Raw genomic sequence first — 19730 nt, 5'->3', positions numbered from 1 at the left:
TTTTGTTTTAGAAAGCCACAAAAAGACCCGCGATAACTTTCTACCATGAGGAGTGAGATAAAGGGTCTGGCGCTCATAGTCCTTGCATCCTTCGGGATAAGCTCCCTGGCGCTGTGGGCACTGGGCATGACCGGTTTCATCCCCCAGTTCTTCACCCTTGCGATGACGGACTCCATAAACCCGTGCACGTTCGTCATATACACCATGCTCCTCATAGCTCTCTCGGTCAGGGAGGTTTCCAAGAGACGGCTCTACCTCATAGGCGCCGCCTTCATAGCCGCCGTCTATATATCCTACTACCTCCTCGGAGTCGGCCTGCTCTACTTCGCCGGCTACCTGCCCCTGTGGGTCGCGGGGGTTGCCGCGATAATCTTCGGGGCCTACACCATAGTCACAGGCCTGATGGAAAAGTCGCGCATAGCCGACAAGAAAGGCGTCAAGAAGAGGATATTCAGCAGCGACGCCACGGCCGTGGGGGCATTCACACTGGGCATCATAGTCTCCACCACGCTCCTCCCATGCTCGGCCGGGAGCTACCTGGTCTACGCGATAATAATCTCTAAGGCAGGGAAGGTCCTCGCCTTCCTCCTGCTGGCTCTCTACAACCTAGTGTTTGTGCTGCCGCTGGTGATCATACTGCTTGCCATGGGCAGTGTCACGGAGAGCAAGCGCTTCTCCCAGGCCATGGTGAGGAGGAGCCGGGAGCTTTCGGTCGTTGCGGGGATTCTGCTGATCGCGATAGGGGTCTGGGTTCTGACCGGTGCTTCGCTTTGATGCTCGATGTGGTTTTATAAGGAAGAAGAATGGATACCGCTCAAAAAGCGCCACTTCCAAGGCCGCAGATGTTCGCGAACGGACATATCGAGCAGTCCTCGGTGTAGGGCTCGAGGTAAGGCTCGCCCTTAACGGCCTTCGTTATCTCCTTCGCCTTTTCCATGGCTTCGTCATCGCCCTCAAGGACGAGGGTAACGCTTCCTTCAGCTCCGCCGGCACCGCCTGCCGCTATCGGAATTGCCTCGACTCCCGCGAGTATTCTGTACGCCTCGACCTCGGTGACGGGATGTGAATGCGGTATTGGCACGAGGGCCGAGTAAAGCCCGGTTCCCCAGTCGAATGAGTAGATGCCGGTTAACTTGGCGCTCTCCTCGACCGGTGTCGGCACGAACTTCTCAAGGCTCACCGGCGTTATCGTGAAGACACCCTTCGTTATCGTCCAGCCGAAGGTCTTGCCTATCGTCCCGCCGTCGGGAGCCGCTGCAAAAACTGCAACGTTCCAGTTGATGTCTATCGCGTTGGCACCCTTGATGAAGACGTCCTTCGGGCCCATACGCTTGAGGGCTTCCAGTGGATCATCAAACGGTTTGCCCCTGCAGAGGACGAGGTGCTTGGGCCACGTCTGCTTGGGCGTGACGCACGTCCGCCCCTTGCTTATTATGCCAACAGTCCACTTCTCCTTCTCTATCCTCTCCCCCAGAATCTCCTCGGCTATGTATGCGGCGGTAGTTCCGGTGGCTATGTAAACGAAGCCGTGCTTCAGCGCATGCTGAACTTCCGGCATGGCCACGACCGCCCTGGCTATCAGTCTCTTGCTCTCTGGGGGTGTGAGAGTTACGAGTGCTCTTTTCACAGAAATCACCGGGCTAAAATAGGCGTCGAAAGATATTAAACCTTCCCTTAGAGCGCCCTAGAAGCCTTAGTTCAGCCGAAAAGTTCCAGGCAGACCCTGCACTTGGCGGGATCGACCTCCGGGTCGATTTTTGAATGGAACTGGCAGACGTAGCCCTTTCCAAGCATCTCGACGGAGATTTCCACTATTTTTCTATGTATCTTATACTCATTCGGTTTTCTCTCGACGATCTCCCGGGCGAGGGACTGGAGTTCCTCCTCTATGTCGGGATAACTGGAAACGTCCATCAATGCACCCCTGTCCATCCGAAGATATCTGGAAACCGCCGACTGGGTTATGTGGAGGAGTTCGGCTATCTCCGTCTGCTTCAGGCCGTTTTCGTAGAGTATCTCCACAAGCCTCCGCCTGAGTGAGGGGTACACGTAGCGCGAGGCCACTTCAAAGGCGTTGGTCTTCATGAGGGGTTTTATGACGGGCGGAATATTTAAGCCTTTCTGCCAAGCGCCCACCTTTCTTTATATGACATAAGTCATATATGCTTTTTAGGTTAAGAAACCGCAAAGTTTTTATGAAGATTGATTCATCCATTAATTGAAGAATATGACACGCGTCATAAAGGGAGGGATTGAAGATGATAAGGGTGCCTGAGAAATTGGACATGCTCTGCAACCAGTGCTCGATGAGTTTGGCCGGAGGATGTACGATAAGGGGAGTCTGCGGTAAAGACCCCGACCTCAACTCCCTTCAGGAGGCCCTGATTTACGGCATAAAGGGAACCGCGGCATACTACCACCACGCCCTTGAGGTCGGCTACGACGACCCGAGGATAGGCCACTTTCTGGCTGAAGCGCTTTACTCGACCCTGACCAACGTGAACTTCGACAAAAACCGCTTCCTTGAACTTATCCTTGAAAACGGAAGGGTTCACCTTGAGGCCATGAAGCTCCTTGATAGGGCTTACGTTGAGACCTTCGGCAGGCCAGAGCCGGTCGAAGTGCCCACCGGAACCGCTGAGGGTCACGGCATACTCGTTACCGGCCACAGCTACAAGGCCCTGTACGAACTCCTCAGGCAGATTGAGGAGATGGGCCTTGGGGAGGAGCTGGAGGTCTACACCCACGCGGAGATGTTTCCAGCACATGCATACCCCGAGCTGAGGAAGTTCAAAGCCCTCTACGGCAACTGGGGAGGCTCGTGGCTATACCAGAAGAAGGAATTCGCGGAGTTCCCGGGAGTAATCTTGGGAACAAGCAACTGTGTCCAGCAGCCGACGAAGGCGTATCAGGATAGAATCTTCACCGTCGGAATAGCGGGCCTTGAGGGGGTTCCCCACATCAAGGACTACAACTTCGAGCCGCTCATAAAGCGCGCCCTTGAGACCCCCAGGATGAAGGCTTACGACGGTGGAAAGCTCCTCACCGGCTTCCACCACACCAACGTTTTAGCTATGAAGGACAGGCTGATAGAGCTCATCCAGGAAGGCAAAATAAGGCACATCTTCGTCGTGGGCGGCTGTGATACGCCGCACAAGGGTATGGGCTACTACGAGAGACTCACCGAGCTTATTCCAAAGGATGCACTGATACTCTCCGCTGCCTGCGGCAAGTTCCGCTACAACGCGAGGGACTACGGCACCATCGAGGGAATCCCGCGCTTCCTTGACTTCGGCCAGTGCAACAACGTGTACTCAATAATCGAGATTGCAATAGCACTCGCGAACGAGCTCGGAACGGATGTAAACTCCCTGCCGGTAAGCATAGTCCTGAGCTGGATGGAGCAGAAGGCTATAGCAATACTCTACTCGCTCCTCTACCTGGGCATTAAGGGCATCTACATCGGACCGAAGCCGCCGGAGTTCCTGACTCCCGGGGTCTTTGAAATCCTCAGGAGGCAGTTTGACCTCAGGCTCACCGGTGACCCGGAGGCCGACCTCAGGGACATGCTGAGCAAAGGAATAAAGGTAGAAGAGGGTTCACCCCTCGCTGAGGAGCTTGATTGATTTTTAATTTTTCTTTTCCAGCTCTTTCAGCTCCTTCATCATCTCTTTGAACCTCTCGTCGCTCATCCCAATGAGCTTCTTTGCCCCCCTCAGGGTTATCGTCCTCGCGAGGGTTTTCCTCATCACGGGGTTCTCAAGGGGCGAGAAACCGTACTTCACCAGTATTTTGAGGGATTCCGGATAGGCCTTTAGGAGCTTGCCCACGTTGGTTTCCTCCGTTATTTCGTCCAGCTTATCGTCGCACTCCTTGACTTCCATCGTAAGCTCCTTGGAGTTCTCGGTCTTGGTTATCCTGAGCACGAATGACCCGCCAACTTCTTTCAGTTCAACCTGATAACCGGCTTCCTCAAGCTTTCCCAGCATGTCAACGAAGGGCTTATCGCCTATGACCTCAAGCGTTTCCCCCACTTGGAGCTTTCCAAGGCTTTCTATTATCATAAGCGCGGGCTGGGGTGCCTTCAATCCACGAACGTCAAGCATCATTTTTCATCACCGCTCCCAATTATGACATGCGGCATATAAAGGTTATTGGGCAAATTTGCCCAGAAACGCTTAAAAGTACTCAATATGACACTTGTCATGAAGGTGGTAAAGATGACTGAATTGCTGGACAATCGCGAATACAAGAAGGAGCAGCTGAAGAAGCTTCTCCTTAGAATCCACGAGGGCGAGGACGTGAATAAACTTAAGGAAGAATTCCGCAGGGTTTTGAGCGGTATCTCACCCCTTGAGATTCCAATCATAGAGCAGGAGCTCGTGAAGGAAGGCGTTTCCGCCAAGGACATAGCGAAGATGTGCGACCTGCACGTTGAGCTGTTCAGGGAAGCGGTTGCCGGAACGGAGGAGCTTGAGGAGAAAGACCTGCCCGACGGACACCCGCTCAAGACGCTCTACCTCGAGAACAAGGAGATAATGAAGGACTCCGAGATGCTCAACCTCTACGCGAGAACCTTGGCAACCACCAGGGACGAGCGCATGAGGGAGGAAATCCTCGGTGTCCTGGAGGAGATAGTGGGCAACCTCAGGAAGGTCGGCTTCACCCACTACAACCGCGAGGAGATGCTCACCTTCCCCTACATCGAGCGGAGGGGATTAACAGCGATAGCTACCGTCCTCTGGACGAAGCACGACGAAATCAGGTTCATGGTAAAGAGGCTTGCCGAGCTTTTGAGAAAAAGGGATGGGATGCCCTGGGAGGAGTTCGTTGAGCGCTTTAAGGAAAAGGCGGGCGAGACTTCATTCGCGCTGAGCGATATGGTCTTCAGGGAGAACAACATCTACTACCCCACATTAAAGGCCCTGCTGAGCGATGGGGAGTGGAAGGCAATAAGGATGCAGGAGGACGAGATTGGCTACTACAAGGTCAACCCTCCAGCCTGGGACCCCGGGGAGGACGTTAAACCGCTCCATCCGTGGGAGATCAACCCGGAGCTGAGTGTCGAGGAACTTTTGAACCTTCCGAAGGAGGTTCAGCAGGCATTGAGGGGCCAGCCGTTGGAGTTCGACAAGACCGAACTGAAGCGCGAGGGCGACATAGACCTCGGAACGGGCTTCGTCAGCCTGGAGGAGCTGAAGGCGATATTCGAGGCCCTTCCGGTGGACGTGACGTTCATTGACAGGGACGACCGCGTTCGCTTCTTCTCGCCGGGGGAGAGGATATTCGCGAGAACCCCCTCCGTGCTCGGAAGGCCCGTCCAGCTCTGCCATCCCCCGAAGAGCGTCCACATAGTGAACAAAATCCTCAAGGCCTTCAAGGAGGGCAGGAAGAAGGAGGCAGCCTTCTGGCTCAGGCTCGGACCGAAGTACGTCTACATCAGGTACGTCCCGCTGTTCGGGAGGGACGGCGAGTACCTCGGCACCCTTGAGATGACGATGGACATCGAGCCATATAAAAGGATTGAGGGCGAGAAGAGACTGCTGGACTGGAGGGACTGAGGTGATTCATGTGCGCGGGGACAGAGAGATATTCAGAAGAAGGGTGGAGCGCTTTCAGGGGCTGTTGAGGGAGAACGAGATAGACGGGGCGGTGATAAGAACCCTCTCCAGCTTCACATACTTCACCGGAACCAAGTGGCTCCCGCCGAGCCTCCTCATTCCCGCCGAGGGCGAGCCGGTGGTCTACGTCGTCAAGGGCGAGGCCGGCCTTTTCAGGGAGAAGAGCTGGATCGAGAACGTCGTGGAGTTCCAGAAGGTGGAGGACCTGATGGCCGGCGTTGTGGGCTGGATACACCGCAACGGGATGAGCCGCGTTGGACTCGAATTCGGCATAGAGCGCGACGCCTACCTTATATTCCTCAAGATATTCGAGCGCCTCAACCCGACCATGGAGATAGTGGACATCCTCGACCTCACGATGGGACTGAGGATGATAAAGGAAGAATGGGAGCTCGACAACATCAGGAAAGCCGGGAAAATCGCAGGGCGCGGTATGAAGGTCGCCGAGGAGGTTATAAAACCTGGCCTCAGCGAGCTGGAGATAGCGGCTGAAGTTGTGAGGGAGCTCATGCTGAGCGGCAGCGAAGACCCGAAGGTCTACGTTTCAACGACGCCGAGGGCGCACGCCGAGCCCTTCCGCGACCTGAAAGTCCCCGGAAACGGTGTCGTTACAGTCGTCATCGGTGCAGACTGGAACAACTACTACGCCAACGTGGCGAGAACCTTTGTGGTCGGCGAGCCGGGCGAGAGGGTCGGGAGGGCCATTGAGACCAAGGAAGAGGCCTACAGAATCGCGCTTGAGGAGACGAGAGTGGGTGTTGCACTGAACACCGTCGAGAAGAAGCTCGCGAACTTCTTCAGGGAGCGGGGATTCGGCGAGGCTTACATAGCCGGCTACACCCACGGCGTTGGCCTGCTCATAGAGGAACCCCCCATTTCCACCATAGTCGTCCCGCAGAGGGCCGCGAAGGTTCAGGAGAACATGGTCCTAGCGGTTATCCATTCGCCGCTGATGATTCCGGAGGGGGCGATAAAGCACGAGGACACGTACATCGTCAAAAAAGATGGGCTCGAGAGGGTGACTTAGAACACCCTCGCGTAGCCCCACTTCCTTACGCTCGTCAGGATTGACGTTTCCGTGCTCCTCAGCCCCTCTATTCTTCCCAGCTTTTCTATGAGGAAGCTCTCGAGCTCCTGAAGGTCCTTAACGGTTACCTGCATGAGTATATCGTGCGCCCCGGTGGCGATTCCGAGGACATCCACTTCCGGCAGCTTGCTCAGCTCCTCCGCGGCCTTCTTCACCCTGCTCGGCTCAACGTCGACCGCTATGAACGCGACTATCGAGTAGCCTGCCTTGAATGGATTTATGAGCGCCGAGAACTTTCTTATAACGCCCCTCTCGACGAGCTTCTTCACCCTGAGCCTGACAGTCGATTCCGGCACCTTGAGGCGTCTCGCTATCTCGGAGTAGCTGGCCCGCCCGTCCTCCTGGAGGATGTGGAGTATCATCCTGTCCAGTTCGTCAAGATGCTCACTAGTTCGCATTTTTTCACCTCAATTTTTGTCAGTATTTTGCTATCTTTTTAATTTTTTCTGCGAAATTAGCAAAATCTGGGCGAAATTGCTATTAATTCCAAACGCGTATAGCAGTACGGTGAGAGCATGGACTACCCCCGGAACAAGGAGGAGGTTGTGGAGCGCTATTCACGGGTTTTTCCGAGGTCGGCTCGCGTCACCTACGCGCCGATAGTGGGCGTCAAGGCTGAGAACGCCCGCGTCTGGGACATCGAGGGCAGGGAGTACATAGACTTCCTGAGCGACGCCGCCGTTCAGAACGTTGGGCACAACAACCCCAGGGTTGTGAACGCGATAAGGGAGCAGGCGGAGAGGCTGATACACTTCACCTTCATCTACGGCTTCCCGGTTGAGCCGCTCCTCCTGGCTGAGAAGCTCGCCGAGATATCGCCCATCGAGAGCCCAAAGGTGAGCTTCGGGATGAGCGGGAGCGATGCCAACGATGGGGCGATAAAGCTCGCGAGGGCCTACACGCGGAGGAGAACGATACTCAGCTATCTCAGGAGCTATTACGGGGCAACCTACGGCGCGATGAGTATAACGGGTCTCGACTTTGAGGTTCGCTCAATAGTCGGTGAGCTGAGCGGTGTCCACTACATCCCGTACCCCAACTGCTACCGCTGCCCCTTCGGGAAGGACCCAAAGACATGCAAAATGGAGTGCGTCTCCTACATCAAGGAGAAGTTCGAGGGGGAAGTCTACGCCGACGGCGTCGCGGCCCTCTTCGCCGAGCCGATACAGGGCGACGCCGGAATGGTCGTTCCGCCGGAGGGCTACTTCAGGAGGGTCAAGAGGATACTCGACGAGCACGGGATTCTCTTCATAGTGGACGAGGTTCAGAGCGGCATGGGGAGGACGGGCAGATGGTTCGCGATAGAGCACTTTGGGATCACCCCCGATGTCATAACGATAGCCAAACCCCTCGGCGGCGGACTGCCCATAAGTGCGATAATAGGGCGCTCCGAGGTTATGGACTCCCTCCCGTCGCTTGGACACACCTTCACCCTCAGCGGCAATCCCGTGACGAGCAGGGCGGCCCTGGCGGTTATCGAGGAGATAGAGGAGAAAGACCTGCTCAAGAGGGCGGAGAAGCTCGGAAAGTACACCAGAAAGAGGCTCGAGAAGATGAAGGAGGAGCACGAGCTCATCGGCGACGTTCGCGGCCTTGGTCTGATGCTCGGCGTTGACCTCGTCAAGGACAGGGAGACGAAGGAGAGGGCCTACGAGGAGGCCAGGAAGGTCGTCTGGCGCGCCTACGAGCTGGGTTTAGTTCTCGCGTTCCTCCAGGGCAACGTGCTGAGGATTCAGCCGCCCCTCACGATAGAGGAGGAGCTCCTGGAGGAGGGCCTCAACAGGCTGGAGCGGGCCATAGCGGACGTCGAGGAGGGCAGGGTTCCGGACGAGGTTCTGACGAAGGTTCAAGGCTGGTGATTGACATTTTTCTGTTTATTTCCCCTGCTTCCGAAAGCTTTTTAAACAAACCTTTACACAGGTTGAGCGGGCTTCAATGGAAACCCTTGAGACGATGAAAGGACCGGTACTCAAGGTTGGAATCGAGGATAAGGTTGAACCTTCAAAGGCTTTGGTTTTTGGCCTTCAGCATGTTCTCGCGATGTTCGGTGCCACCGTCACCGTGCCCCTGGTGGTTGGGGGCGCAGTTGGTCTGAGCGGCTCCGAGATTGCCCTCATGATACAGGCCGTTCTGCTGGCGATGGGCATCGCGACGCTGCTCCAGACGACGATAGGCTCCCGTTATCCGATAGTGCAGGGCTCAAGCTTCGCCTTCATCCCGGGCCTCATAGCGATTGGTTCAAGCCTCGGAATGGCTGCGGTTCAGGGTGCGCTGATCGTTGGGGGCCTGGTAGAGGCAGCCATTGGATGGCTCGGGATAATCGGGAAGGTCAGGAAGCTCTTCACCCCGCTGGTCACGGGGGTTACGATAACGCTGATAGGCTTCAGCCTGGCCGACGTCGCAGTTAAGAACTTCTTCAACTTCTACGCGGACCCGTCAGGGGGGAGCATCGCCAGGGCAACCCTGGTGGCGGTCATAACTTTCCTCACGATCGTTATGGTCGCCCTAAGGGCGAAGGGAAGCCTGAAGGCGATGCCCGTCGTTGTGGGTGCCGCGGTTGGATACCTTGTGAGCGTTCCCCTCGGCCTCACGGACTTCGGGCTCGTAAAGAGCCTGCCGGTTGTGAGCATCCCGAGGCCCTTCCCGTGGGGCGAGCCTGCCTTCGACACAACGGCGATAGTCCTGCTCCTCTTCGCCTTCATGGTGAGCATCATAGAGAGCGTCGGGGACTACCACGCGATAGCGACCGTGACAGGCTCTGAAATAACCGAGAAGCACATAACGAGGGGCATAGGAAGTGAGGGGCTGGCGTGCTCGATAGCCGGCCTCTTAGGCGCCTGCGGGACGACGAGCTACTCTGAGAACATAGGCGTCGTCGCCCTCACGAAGGTTGGCAGCAGGCACGTGGTACGGGTGGGCGCGGTGATACTGATATTCCTTTCCCTCCTGCCAAAGTTCGCGGGGATACTCGCCTCGATGCCGGCCCCTGTCCTCGGGGGGCTGACGCTTGCCCTCTACGGAATGATAAGCGTCACGGGTTTGAGACTGATAAAGGAGAGGGTCGAGTTCAACGACAGGAACACGCTGATACTGGCCGCCGCGCTGATAGCCGGCCTCGGCGCACCCCAGCTCCCGGCGGAGTTCCTGGCGGCCTTCCCGAAGATAATCGCCAGCATCCTTGAGTCCGGGATGGCGGTCGGGGCGCTTACGGCGATAGTGCTCGACAGGCTCCTCTGAGTTCTTCTTTTTTTACAACACAAAAAGACAAAAGAAAAGGGGTCACCAGATTACCCCTTCCTCGGAGGGGGTTGGCTCTGACTCTTTCCCAAGCTCCGCGGGCATCTTGTTGAAGGCTATTATGACGAAGACGCGCGCTATCAGGAGCAGCAGTAATCCAACGAGGATTATGGCGGTCAGTGCGCCCCACCACACCCACGTGGCTGCGTCCTTGAACTCACTGGTGCCGGTTATCTCGTACATCGCGAGCCAGGCCCTCTTCTGGAAGTATGCTGCTCCGATTATCATGGCCACGAACAGCATGAAGAACAGTATCGCAAGGCCTATTCCTGCCGATTCGCTGGGGTGCCACCCCGCCGGAACGAGGGCAAAGGTTCCGAAGACAAGGGCGAGGATGACTACCAGACCCCCTATCGCAAAGATGACACCGTAGAGGTAGTTCTTGAAGGGCCTCTCGTCGCCTGCGGCATCGCTTATGCCCTTAAGTGCCAGCAGCATCAGGACGAAGCCGATCAGCGATATCAAACTGCCGATGTATGGTACAAAGCTGCCGACGAGGCTGAGGATTGCACCCCACATTCCCATGCTCTTTTCGCTGCTAACGTCAACAACAGGCACCGAGACCACCGTATGAAAAATCAACCTCAAGCTTAAAAACCTTACATAAAAAGGTGGGAAAGTTCAGCCAATGGGATTGAATTCCTCCTTCATCCGCCCCTCGAGCTCCTCCGGGAGGTTGGCGAAGGCCAGTATCTGGTACACCGCCGCGACGAGGAGCAGGACGAGGCCGATGAGGACTATCGCCAGTATCGCGCCCCACATGAGCCACGTGGCGGTCTTGTCGAACTCCTCGACGCCGGTGAGTTCGTACGTAGTGCGCCAGGCCTTGATGGTGAAGTATATGCCGATTATTGCCGCGGCCAGGAGCACCAGCAATCCGGTACCGAGAAGGCCTATGCCGGCCAGGGACACGGAGTCCCCTTCCTCGACGAACGCTGGTACGGACAGGGCGCCGATTATGACCAGAACCGCTGCCAGTATCAGTCCAGCTATTCCAGCGATGACGGAGTAGAGGTAGTACCTGAAGGGTCTGTCGTCACCCAGCTTGTCGCCTATCCCCTTGAGGGCGAGCAGAATAAGCACCTGCCCGACGAGGGAGACGGCCCCCATGAACGTCCCGATGTACGGGATTATCCCGAGGAATCCTCCTGCGAGCACGAGAACCGAACCTATCAACCCGTAGTTCTTTTCATTCTTCAGGTTCACAGCCACGTTGCCTCCCTCCGATAGTTGTGTGCGATTATCACTTTAAAGGGTTGCGCTGGAGGATGCGGTATGGGCATCTTAATCTGGAGAGAATAGAAAAGAGGGGGAATAACAAAACGCTCACTCGGTCTTCTTCTCCTCGGGCTTGGCCTGGGCCTTTTCCTCGGCCTTCTCTGCAGGCTTGGCTTCCTTCTTTTCGGCCGGCTTGGGGGCCTCTTTCTTTTCCTGGGCCGTGGCAGGCTTTGCCGCCGGCTTGGCCGGCGTCGGCTTCTTGGGCGGCCTCAGACCGTAGCCGAGTATCTTGAACTCTATCTTGTCGCCGTCGCGGAGGTGGTAGATGTGCGTGCCGTCCTCACGCTTCTCGATCTTGACCACCGGGAAGCGGTAGTCCCTGAACTTCTCGTTGAGCTCCTTGACCTTCTTCGGGTCTATGGGCACCCAGTCGTAGAGCTCCAGGTCCTCCTCAAAGCCGCCGGTGGTGAGGTAGTAGTTCTCGCTGAAGCCGAGCGCGCCGGTCGGGCAGACGTCGACACAGAACTGGCAGAAGGTGCATCTGCCGTAGTCCACCTTCGGGTGCGGCCTCTTCTCCATCTTGCCGTCCACTTCTATCCAGGTCATCTCTATGGCTCTGGCCGGGCATATCTGGCCGCAGAAGTTACAGCCGACGCAGGTCTTCCAGTTCAGCGTGTGGAATCCCCTGTACTTCGGTGCAGGCTCTATCTTCTCGAAGGGTATCTTGATGGTCACCGGCTTCTTGAAGAGGTACTTGATGCCCATCCACGGCTTAACGAATGACTTCTTGAGCTTGACCTTCTCCTCGCCGACGACCCTAACCTTTGGCTTCTCAACGCTCTCCATTTTCATCACCTGTCTATGTCCGGCGGGCAGTTGTCAAGGGTCTTCAGGATGACCGGAACGTCCGCAAGGCGGGCTCCCTTGAGCAGTTCCTCGAGCACCGTGACACCGTGGCTCTGGCTCGGTCCGCGGAAGTGAGCCCTGTACGGCTTGTGGGTTCCGTCGCTGACGACGTAAACTCCGAAGTCTCCCTTCGTGCTCTCGACGTGGGCGTAGGCGTCTCCCTTCGGCGGCTTGAACCTCGGCAGGGCCTTGAGCCTGGCGTCCTGCACCATGTGCGGTCCGCTCGGTGGCCCCATGTCGAGGAGCTGCTCTAGGATGTAGAGGTCCTGCTCCATCTCGTACCTCCTGACGAGGACCCTGGCCAGGCTGTCGCCCTCCTTGAGCACCGGAACCTCGAACTCGAGCTCGGGGTAGAACAGGTACGGGTCGTCCTTCCTGACGTCGTAGGGAACGCCGACGGCCCTGAGGTTCGGACCGGTGACGGCGTGCTTGAGTGCAAAGCGCTTGTCCATCACTCCGACTCCCTCAGTCCTCTCGAACATTATGTAGTTGTCAAAGAGTATCTCGTCGAAGTCCTTCATCTTGCCCTTGAGGTACTCGACGGTGTCCCTGAGCTGGCGGAGCCACCTGTCGCCCGGTATGTCCCTCCTGACTCCTCCGGGCACGGTGTAGATGTGGTAAACCCTGCCGCCCGTGAGCTCCTCGAAGAGGCGCATGAACCTCTCACGGTAAGCTGCAGCCCACTGGCCGGCGGTGTAGAGACCTATCTCGTTTCCAAAGCCCATAATCCAGAACATCCATGCGCTCATCCTTGCCATCTCGAGGACTACCGTCCTTATCCACTGGGCCCTCTCGGGAACCTCCCAGCCGACTATCTCGTCAACGGCCATTGAGTATATGTTCTCCGGCACGTCGCTCTCCGGAACACAGATACGGAGGATGAGGGCTATGTTGCTGAAGTACGGCCTGTGCTCTGAGAGCTTCTCGAATCCTCTGTGGAGGAAACCGGGATTAACGATGGCCCTCTCTATCCTGTTGCCGTCCATCTTGAGGATTATGCTGAAGTTCTCGGTCGCCATGTGCTGCGGACCGAAGAACAGCTCGTAGGTATCCTTGTCGATGGGGTGAAGGTACATATCGTGGGCCTTTGCCTCGGTTTTAAGCTCCTTCGGAACTTCCAAATTTGCCATTATCCTCACCTCATATCACGTAATTGGTTTTGCTCTCGTCGTATCTGTCGAAATCCTCGCCGTAGATAGTCTTGGCATAGCTCAGAGTGTTGAAGTCCTTCCTGAGCGGGTGCTTCTCGTACTCCCTCGGCTCGAGGATGAACGGACCGAGCCTCGGGTTGCCCTCGAATATTATGCCGAAGAACTCGTGCGCCTCCCTCTCGTAGGTCTCGGCGACCGGCCAGATGTCCATGACGGTCGGCAGCTTCGCGTTCTCCCTCGGAACCCTGGTCCTCACGAAGGCGTGGGTCGTTTCGCTGACGCTCCAGAGCTGGTAGACGAGCTCGAACTCGCCCTCCTTGAGCCAGTCGACGACGCTTATCTGGAGGAGCATCTCGAACTTCTCGCTCGCGAGCTCGAGGAACTCCTTTATCCTGTCCGCGGGAACTTTGAACTCAACGCGCCTCTCGCGCCTGACGTTACCCTCTGCGTAGGGTGCCCTCTCAAGCATCCCCGCGACCAGCTTCCCCTCCTTAGTGTCGGGGAGCTTTGGAGCCTCCACTTCCGGAACCTCCTGGGGCTTCTGCTCCTCAACCTTCTCCTCGACTTTGGGCTTCTCGTTCATATCCATGCCAGCCACCTCCTGGCGTCCTTCTCGCGCCATCCTTCTCCAAACAGCTCGTCCTGATTCTTCCTGTAGTACTCGTAGTTCTCCCTGTACCTCTTCCAGCCATCGGCCTCTCCGCTCTCTATCCTGCGCATTATCTCCATTATTCCGTCCATGACTGCTTCAGCCCTCGGCATGCAGCCTGCTATGGCCACATCAATCGGGATGTACTTGTCGAGCTGCTTCACCACGTTGTAGGAGTCCCAGTAAACTCCACCGTTGATGGGGCAGGAGCCGTGGGCAAGGACGTACTTGGGATCCTGCATCATCTCGTAGGTTATGATTATCCTCTTGAGGGTCTTCGGGGTAACGTAACCCGTGATGAGGAACAGGTCACCCATCCTCGGTGCCGGGTTCGGCATTATTCCGAAGCGCTCGAAGTCGTACCTGGCAGTGGCCAGCGGCGGCATCTCGATACCGCCGCATCCGGTACAGAAGGCCACTATCCAGAGGCTCTTCTTCCTGGCCCACTTGAACAGGGGCTCGAAGAGCTTGAACTCCTGGAGCTCGTAGTTTATGAACTCGTCATTCTTCCTCTCGCTCATCCACATCACCTCACACAGTCAGGAGCACGGCTATTATTCCCAGTATGGTCGGCCACTTCCAGAAGAACTTGGCCGCCTGGTCTATGGTGAACCTCGGGTAGATGCTGGCCACGAATATCGCTATGAAGAGCACCGCTATCTGCTTGACCAGCAGCTCGAGCAGGTTGCCAGCTCCGCCGAGGAAGAGCACGGCAAAGAACGCCGTCTCAGCGAAGAGCTGAACCGCGTGCTGGGTGAAGAGCAACGCCGCGTGCTTGCCGCCGTACTCGACCATCGGACCCATGGAGATTTCCGCCGGGGCAGTGATGATGTCGAACGGCTCCAGTCCGAGCATCGCCTGGAAGACTATGTCGAAGACTATCAGGGCGAGGAGCAGCGCGGGAACGAGGATGCTCCATCCCTGGGTCTGCTGAAGGGCCACTATCTCACTGAGCTTGAAGGTTCCCCAGTGCTGAATGAGGGCTATCAGGGCGAGACCGTAGGGCAGCTGCATGGCCACCATGGTGAGCAGACCACGCTGGACACCGACCGCCGAGTACGGGTTGCCCGAGCTCATCGCACCGAGCATTATACCGAGCATCGGCACCTCAAGGAGGTAGGCGACAACGATGAGGTCGGCGTTCGAGCTGAAGAGCTGGAAGTTGGCAATGGGTATGAAGAGGAGCGCAGCTATGCTGGCCCCAAGCGCGAATATCGGTCCGAAGTCGTAGATGAAGCCGTGGCTGACGCTCTCCTTCTTGCCGAGGAGCTTGAGGGTGTCTATGATCGGCTGGTATATCGGAGGTCCGACACGCCTCTGTATCCTGGCCATTGCCTTTCTCTCAATGCCCATGAAGATGAAGCCCATGAAGGTGGCGTATATCAGCATCCCAATGACTTCGAGTATCAGCTTCCAGTCTATCATTCACAGCACCCCCCACAGCGCGAGTATGAGCAGCACTATCACCAGATACCATGAGTAGCTCTGGACGTTTCCGTTGTAGAACGCCTGCCTGAGGGAGTCCGCGAAGTCCTCCGCCATTCCGGCAACGCGCTCGTAGAACCTGTCGAAGCTCCTCTTGAGCCAGAAGTCAAGGGCCTCTGCCAGCGGTTTATAGAAGTTCTTCCTGATGCTCAGGTTGAACTCCTCGGTGACAGGGTTACCGGACTGGTAGGTGTTGGTGACCGGTATCTTCCTCACCTTTGCGCCGTAGAGGTATATCAGCCCGGCTATGGCGAGGCCTATGACAAGCACTATGGTCACGAGCAGGGCGTTGTAGGTTCCGGTCGGGGTAACGAGCTTGTAGTAGTCGCCGCCGACTACCTCTCCACCGAGCATCTTGTTGATGTATCCAGTGACCAGGCCCGGAGCCACGCCGAAGAGCAGGTTCGGGATGGCCAGTATGGCCATGGCTATCAGGAGCGGAAGCGGGGCCTCCCTGACGTCCTCAAGGTCGCTCGGCCTCTGGCCGAACCAGACGGAGTAGAGGAACCTGACAACGTAGGCAAAGGCCAGACCGCTTCCGAGGAATATTGCCCCCGCAACGAGGGGCATGTGGGCGCTGATGGCAGCCTCGTAGATGAGCCACTTGCTCGCGAAGCCTGCCATCGGCGGGATTCCGGCGAGGCTGAGGACGGCTATGAGGCCCATCGCGAAGGTGAACGGCATCTTCTCGGCGAGGCCGCCCATGTCCTTGAACTGGGTCTTGCCGGTCTGGAGTATTATCGCCGCGGTGACGAGCCAGAAGAGGCCCTTGAAGACCGCGTGGCTGAGCACGTGGAAGAGACCTCCCGCGAATCCCAGGGTGCTTCCGAGGCCGAAGGCGAGCAGTATGTAGCCAACCTGACCAACGGAGGAGTAGGCGAAGAGCTTCCTGATGTCCTCCTGGAGCACGGCCAGAAAGCTGGCTATCACGACGGTTAGGGCGCCTATCCAGGCGATTATGTACGCGAAGACCAGGTGGTTGTGGAAGGTTCCGAAGGCGGCGTAGAGCTTGTAGCCCATGAGGATGTAGAGCAGGAGGAAACCGTAGGCTCCCGCCTTGCTGAGGGCGCCGCTGAAGAAGGCGGTGTAGCTCTGGTCGGTCTCGCTGTAAGCTCCCGGCGCCCAGACGTGGAGCGGGAAGGCACCGGCCTTGACACCGAATGCGGTCAGGAAGAGACCGAATATCACCGCCATCCCCCTGGTCGTTATGGTGCCCATGGCAGCGTCCATGTAGAGCACCTGCCTGATGGATGCGAAGTCAAGGGCACCGGTCTTGGCGTAGAGCATTCCAATGGCTATGAGCATGGCGTAGGCGCCTATGACGCTGAGCACGAAGTACTTGAGGGACTCGTGCCTGTTCCTCCTGAGCACCATCATGAAGCTGGCGAAGGTCATGAGCTCCCAGAGCAGGAAGAAGCCCACGAAGTCCTGGCTCAGGAAGACGCCGAGCACTCCGGTGAAGCTCATCAGGGCGAAGAGCCAGTCGTAGCTCTCCCTGGAGGTGACGGCCATTCCGAAGGCCATCGCGAGGCCGACGAGGGAAGCGACGGCCGCGAAGTACCAGCTCATGGTGTTGAGCTGGAACTGGAGGGTGAACCCGCTGACGGTGAGCGAGTATTCAACTGGCTCGCTGAGGACGGTCGAGTAAAGCTTGGCCAGCATGGCCAGAGGTACCGCGGCACCGATGATGCCGATTCCCTCTCTGAGGCCCCTGATGTCAAGCGCCCATGCGATGACACCGGCGATCAGGGGCGCGAAGAGGATGATAAGCAGCTCGTTAATCATGCTCCCACCCCCATCAGTGGAACGTTCTTAATGTACTGGGCCACATTGAAGATGTCGTTTCCAGCCTTCTGGGCGATGTTCCAGGCGTAGTCGGGGTAAACGCCTATGACTATCACGAGGGCCGCGAGGAAGAGCAGCATGAGGCTGACGGCAAGTCCCTCGCTTATCCTCTCGCCCTCTCCGGCGAACCACATCGTGTGTATCAGCCTGAAGTAATAGACCGCCTCGACGACGCTGGCAATGAGCACTATTGCGGCGGCCCAGGCGTAGCCCGCGCCGATGGCGGCGAGGAGGATTCTGAGCTTGCTCCAGAATATGTTGAACAGCGGTATTCCAACGGCGGCCACCGCTCCGACGGTTATGGCGAAGGCGGTCAGGGGCATCTTCTTTCCAAGGCCCTCAAACCTCTCCATCTCCGCCCCACCGAGGGTCACCGCGACGTGCCCGACGGCGAGGAACAGGAGGGCCTTGACTATGGCGTGGTTCACCATGTGGAAGACTCCGGCATCGACGCCGCTCTGGGTTCCGAGGGCGAAGGCGAGTGCGATGAGGCCTATCTGGGCTATACTGGAGTACGCTATCATTCTCTTGACGTTCCTCTGCCTGAGTGCCGCGAACTCGGCGACGAAGACGGTGAGGGTGGCCATTATTATGAGCAGCTTGAGGACGCTGTGCCAGCTCTCGACGGCCTGCATGAGGTAGAGCAGCCTGGCCATCGCGTAGAGGCCGGCCTTGACGACAAAGGCCGAGAACATGGCAGTTATCGGGTGTGGCGCGGCCTGGTAGGCGTCGGGCGCCCAGGCGTTGAGCGGGAACAGTTCCGCCTCAACGGCCAGGCCGAAGACTATAAGCGCCAGCCCGACCTGGGCAACGGTGGCGTCCATTCCACCGGCGAGCTGGGCTATCTGGGCCATGTTGAGGGTTCCGAGCGAGCCGTAGATGAGGGCTATGCCGATGAGGAAGAAGCTTGAGCCTATTCCTCCCAGGACGATGTACTTCATCGAGGCCTCGGCCGCCTCACCGGTCTTGTTGTAGGCGGTGAGGGCGTAGGCGCTGATTGCGGTTATCTCCATGAAGACGAAGAGGTTGAAGAGGTCTCCCGTCGCTATCATGCCGGTGGCTCCGAGCATCAGCAGGAGGAACAGCATGGCGTACTTGTCTATCGGCTCGACCTTGACTGCCCTAAGGCTGAAGACTGCCATGAGGAAGCTGACGACCGCGACGATGAGCACGAAGAGGGCCGCGAAGTGGCCGATGTAGAGGTTGATTCCAACGGGCGGTCTCCAGGCGCCGGCCATGACTATTATCGGCTGTCCGGTGGTGTAAACCTGCTGGAAAACCCACGCCGCGATTCCGGTCTGGACTGCGGTAACGGCTATGAGGTAGTACTTAACGGCCTTCTTTCCGGCGCCCTTTATCAGGGGCACGAAGAAGGCGCTTATGAGGGGCAATGCTATGAGGAGTGAAGCGTACTGCCCGTTCATCCTCTCAACCTCCTTATCTCCTCAACGTTAAGGGTTCCGTACTTCTCGTGGAGTATCATGGCGACGCTAAGGGCCATGGCTGTGGTGGCAACGCCTATGACTATCGCCGTGAGAACCAGCGCCTGGGGAATCGGATCAACAGCCTGGTTCGGCCCGATTCCCTCGCTCAGTATGGGCGCGCTCCTTCCGGCAACGTAGCCAACGCTGACCAGGAGGAGGTTCACGCCGGTCTCCATTATGCTCAGCCCGATGAGCATCTTAAGGAGGTTCTTCTTAACGAGGACTGCGTAGAGGCCTATCAGTATGAGGGAGATGGCACCGAAGTAGTAGACTGAAATCATTCGCTCACCTCCTCCTTGAGCATGTTGTCGATGATTCCGCTCAGCTCGGTGCCGACCTTGAGGCCGATGATGGTGTAGATTATCGGGATGAATCCTCCGCTGAGGAGCCTGCCGATGTTGTCAACGCCGAAGCCCCAGTCCTGCCATATCCAGTCGTAGAGGAAGTAGCCGCCTATGACAAGGCCGATGAGGCCGACGAGCACGTAGGCCATTCCGACCGCTCCCTCGGTCTTCTCGAAGGCCTTGTGCGGTATCTCGTAGGCGGTGAAGGCCATGTAGAGCAGCAGGAACGCGGTGGCTATGGTGGCTCCGCCGGGGAATCCTCCACCCGGGGTGAGGTGTCCGTGGATGAAGATGTACGCACCGAAGAGCATCACAAACGGCACGAGGAGCCTGGTTCCGGTCGTGAGAACTATCGAGCCCTCGGTCTTGGCGGTCCTCTGCTTCTTCCTCCTCCAGAGGAGGGCACCCACGCCGGTTGAGGCTATGAACAGAACGGTGACCTCACCGAGGGTATCGAATCCACGGTAGTTAACGACTATTGCGGTGACGGCGTTGACCGCGCCGGTCTGTTCCTTAACGTGGTCAAGGTAGTACTGGGCAACGAGCATCCTGTCCTGCCCGAAGGGGACTCCGGCGAGTCCCTGGGCAATCCAGTAGCCTATGAGGAGCAGGGAAATTATCGCGAGCGCACGCTTGAGCATTT

The 19730-nt window shown here is 57.4% G+C and carries 21 protein-coding genes; 6 read left to right on the top strand and 15 right to left on the bottom strand.

What is annotated here, in order from left to right:
* The first annotated feature begins 45 nt into the window (after nucleotides 1-45).
* On the top strand, nucleotides 46-774 hold the full coding sequence (locus GQS_RS02785) for a cytochrome c biogenesis CcdA family protein (protein ID WP_014012152.1): 729 nt from the start codon (nucleotides 46-48) through the stop codon (nucleotides 772-774).
* Nucleotides 775-814: 40 nt separating this feature from the next.
* On the opposite strand, the gene GQS_RS02780 is transcribed toward GQS_RS02785, so the two are convergent.
* Both GQS_RS02780 and GQS_RS02775 read right to left on the bottom strand, forming a co-directional pair.
* Complete coding sequence (locus GQS_RS02780; protein WP_014012151.1) at nucleotides 815-1627, bottom strand: hypothetical protein; 813 nt, start codon at nucleotides 1625-1627, stop codon at nucleotides 815-817.
* Nucleotides 1628-1698: 71 nt separating this feature from the next.
* Nucleotides 1699-2085 (bottom strand): transcriptional regulator, encoded by a 387-nt coding sequence (locus tag GQS_RS02775; RefSeq protein ID WP_014012150.1) that lies wholly within the window; start codon nucleotides 2083-2085, stop codon nucleotides 1699-1701.
* A 173-nt stretch (nucleotides 2086-2258) separates the two neighbouring features.
* Between GQS_RS02775 and hcp the strand changes: the two genes are divergently transcribed.
* On the top strand, nucleotides 2259-3626 hold the full coding sequence (gene hcp, locus GQS_RS02770) for a hydroxylamine reductase (protein WP_014012149.1): 1368 nt from the start codon (nucleotides 2259-2261) through the stop codon (nucleotides 3624-3626).
* Nucleotides 3627-3629: 3 nt separating this feature from the next.
* Here hcp and GQS_RS02765 read toward each other — a convergent pair whose 3' ends face one another.
* Entirely contained in the window at nucleotides 3630-4109 is a 480-nt protein-coding gene (locus GQS_RS02765) for a DUF1858 domain-containing protein (RefSeq protein ID WP_014012148.1), read from the bottom strand.
* Nucleotides 4110-4220: 111 nt separating this feature from the next.
* Between GQS_RS02765 and GQS_RS02760 the strand changes: the two genes are divergently transcribed.
* Entirely contained in the window at nucleotides 4221-5561 is a 1341-nt protein-coding gene (locus tag GQS_RS02760; protein WP_014012147.1) for a DUF438 domain-containing protein, read from the top strand.
* Nucleotides 5562-5571: 10 nt separating this feature from the next.
* Nucleotides 5572-6648, top strand: a complete 1077-nt coding sequence (locus tag GQS_RS02755) for a Xaa-Pro peptidase family protein (RefSeq protein WP_014012146.1) — start codon at nucleotides 5572-5574, stop codon at nucleotides 6646-6648.
* Here the strand turns inward: GQS_RS02755 and GQS_RS02750 are convergent.
* Nucleotides 6645-7106 carry an Lrp/AsnC family transcriptional regulator gene (locus GQS_RS02750; protein ID WP_014012145.1) on the bottom strand — a complete coding sequence of 154 codons (462 nt, stop codon included), beginning with the start codon at nucleotides 7104-7106 and terminating at the stop codon, nucleotides 6645-6647. The two genes, GQS_RS02755 and GQS_RS02750, sit on opposite strands and share 4 nt — an antisense overlap.
* 117 nt (nucleotides 7107-7223) lie before the next feature.
* Between GQS_RS02750 and GQS_RS02745 the strand changes: the two genes are divergently transcribed.
* Both GQS_RS02745 and GQS_RS02740 read left to right on the top strand, forming a co-directional pair.
* Nucleotides 7224-8567: a leucine/methionine racemase gene (locus tag GQS_RS02745; RefSeq protein ID WP_014012144.1), complete on the top strand. Its 1344-nt coding sequence runs from the start codon at nucleotides 7224-7226 to the stop codon at nucleotides 8565-8567.
* A gap of 76 nt (nucleotides 8568-8643) precedes the next feature.
* Nucleotides 8644-9945 (top strand): uracil-xanthine permease family protein, encoded by a 1302-nt coding sequence (locus GQS_RS02740; protein ID WP_014012143.1) that lies wholly within the window; start codon nucleotides 8644-8646, stop codon nucleotides 9943-9945.
* A gap of 42 nt (nucleotides 9946-9987) precedes the next feature.
* On the opposite strand, the gene GQS_RS02735 is transcribed toward GQS_RS02740, so the two are convergent.
* The 11 genes from GQS_RS02735 to GQS_RS02685 form a co-directional block, all read right to left on the bottom strand.
* Entirely contained in the window at nucleotides 9988-10572 is a 585-nt protein-coding gene (locus GQS_RS02735; protein ID WP_238515809.1) for a DUF996 domain-containing protein, read from the bottom strand.
* A 54-nt stretch (nucleotides 10573-10626) separates the two neighbouring features.
* On the bottom strand, nucleotides 10627-11217 hold the full coding sequence (locus GQS_RS02730) for a DUF996 domain-containing protein (protein WP_014012141.1): 591 nt from the start codon (nucleotides 11215-11217) through the stop codon (nucleotides 10627-10629).
* A gap of 114 nt (nucleotides 11218-11331) precedes the next feature.
* Complete coding sequence (gene nuoI, locus GQS_RS02725) at nucleotides 11332-12069, bottom strand: NADH-quinone oxidoreductase subunit NuoI (protein WP_014012140.1); 738 nt, start codon at nucleotides 12067-12069, stop codon at nucleotides 11332-11334.
* A gap of 5 nt (nucleotides 12070-12074) precedes the next feature.
* Complete coding sequence (locus tag GQS_RS02720) at nucleotides 12075-13259, bottom strand: NADH-quinone oxidoreductase subunit D (RefSeq protein WP_014012139.1); 1185 nt, start codon at nucleotides 13257-13259, stop codon at nucleotides 12075-12077.
* Between the two features lie 10 nt (nucleotides 13260-13269).
* The gene (locus GQS_RS02715) at nucleotides 13270-13869 is read right to left on the bottom strand and encodes an NADH-quinone oxidoreductase subunit C (protein ID WP_014012138.1); all 600 of its coding nucleotides are present in this window, start codon (nucleotides 13867-13869) and stop codon (nucleotides 13270-13272) included.
* The gene (locus GQS_RS02710; protein WP_014012137.1) at nucleotides 13860-14450 is read right to left on the bottom strand and encodes an NADH-quinone oxidoreductase subunit B family protein; all 591 of its coding nucleotides are present in this window, start codon (nucleotides 14448-14450) and stop codon (nucleotides 13860-13862) included. The genes GQS_RS02715 and GQS_RS02710 overlap by 10 nt, the downstream gene beginning before the upstream one ends.
* 10 nt (nucleotides 14451-14460) lie before the next feature.
* Entirely contained in the window at nucleotides 14461-15354 is an 894-nt protein-coding gene (locus GQS_RS02705; protein ID WP_014012136.1) for a respiratory chain complex I subunit 1 family protein, read from the bottom strand.
* A complete protein-coding gene (locus GQS_RS02700) occupies nucleotides 15355-17199 on the bottom strand; it encodes a proton-conducting transporter membrane subunit (RefSeq protein WP_014012135.1) in 1845 nt (614 codons plus the stop codon). It lies immediately after the preceding gene.
* The gene (locus GQS_RS02695; protein ID WP_014012134.1) at nucleotides 17196-18683 is read right to left on the bottom strand and encodes a proton-conducting transporter membrane subunit; all 1488 of its coding nucleotides are present in this window, start codon (nucleotides 18681-18683) and stop codon (nucleotides 17196-17198) included. Before GQS_RS02695 ends, GQS_RS02700 begins: the two co-directional genes overlap by 4 nt.
* Nucleotides 18680-19024 (bottom strand): NADH-quinone oxidoreductase subunit K, encoded by a 345-nt coding sequence (locus GQS_RS02690; RefSeq protein ID WP_014012133.1) that lies wholly within the window; start codon nucleotides 19022-19024, stop codon nucleotides 18680-18682. Before GQS_RS02690 ends, GQS_RS02695 begins: the two co-directional genes overlap by 4 nt.
* Nucleotides 19021-19728 (bottom strand): Na(+)/H(+) antiporter subunit B, encoded by a 708-nt coding sequence (locus tag GQS_RS02685; RefSeq protein WP_014012132.1) that lies wholly within the window; start codon nucleotides 19726-19728, stop codon nucleotides 19021-19023. The genes GQS_RS02690 and GQS_RS02685 overlap by 4 nt, the downstream gene beginning before the upstream one ends.
* Nucleotides 19729-19730 lie beyond the last annotated feature (2 nt).

It is taken from the genome of Thermococcus sp. 4557, from assembly GCF_000221185.1.
GTDB lineage: Archaea > Methanobacteriota_B > Thermococci > Thermococcales > Thermococcaceae > Thermococcus.
Note: the sequence above shows the minus strand (reverse complement) of the source record. Positions and strands in the feature narration are given on the sequence as shown.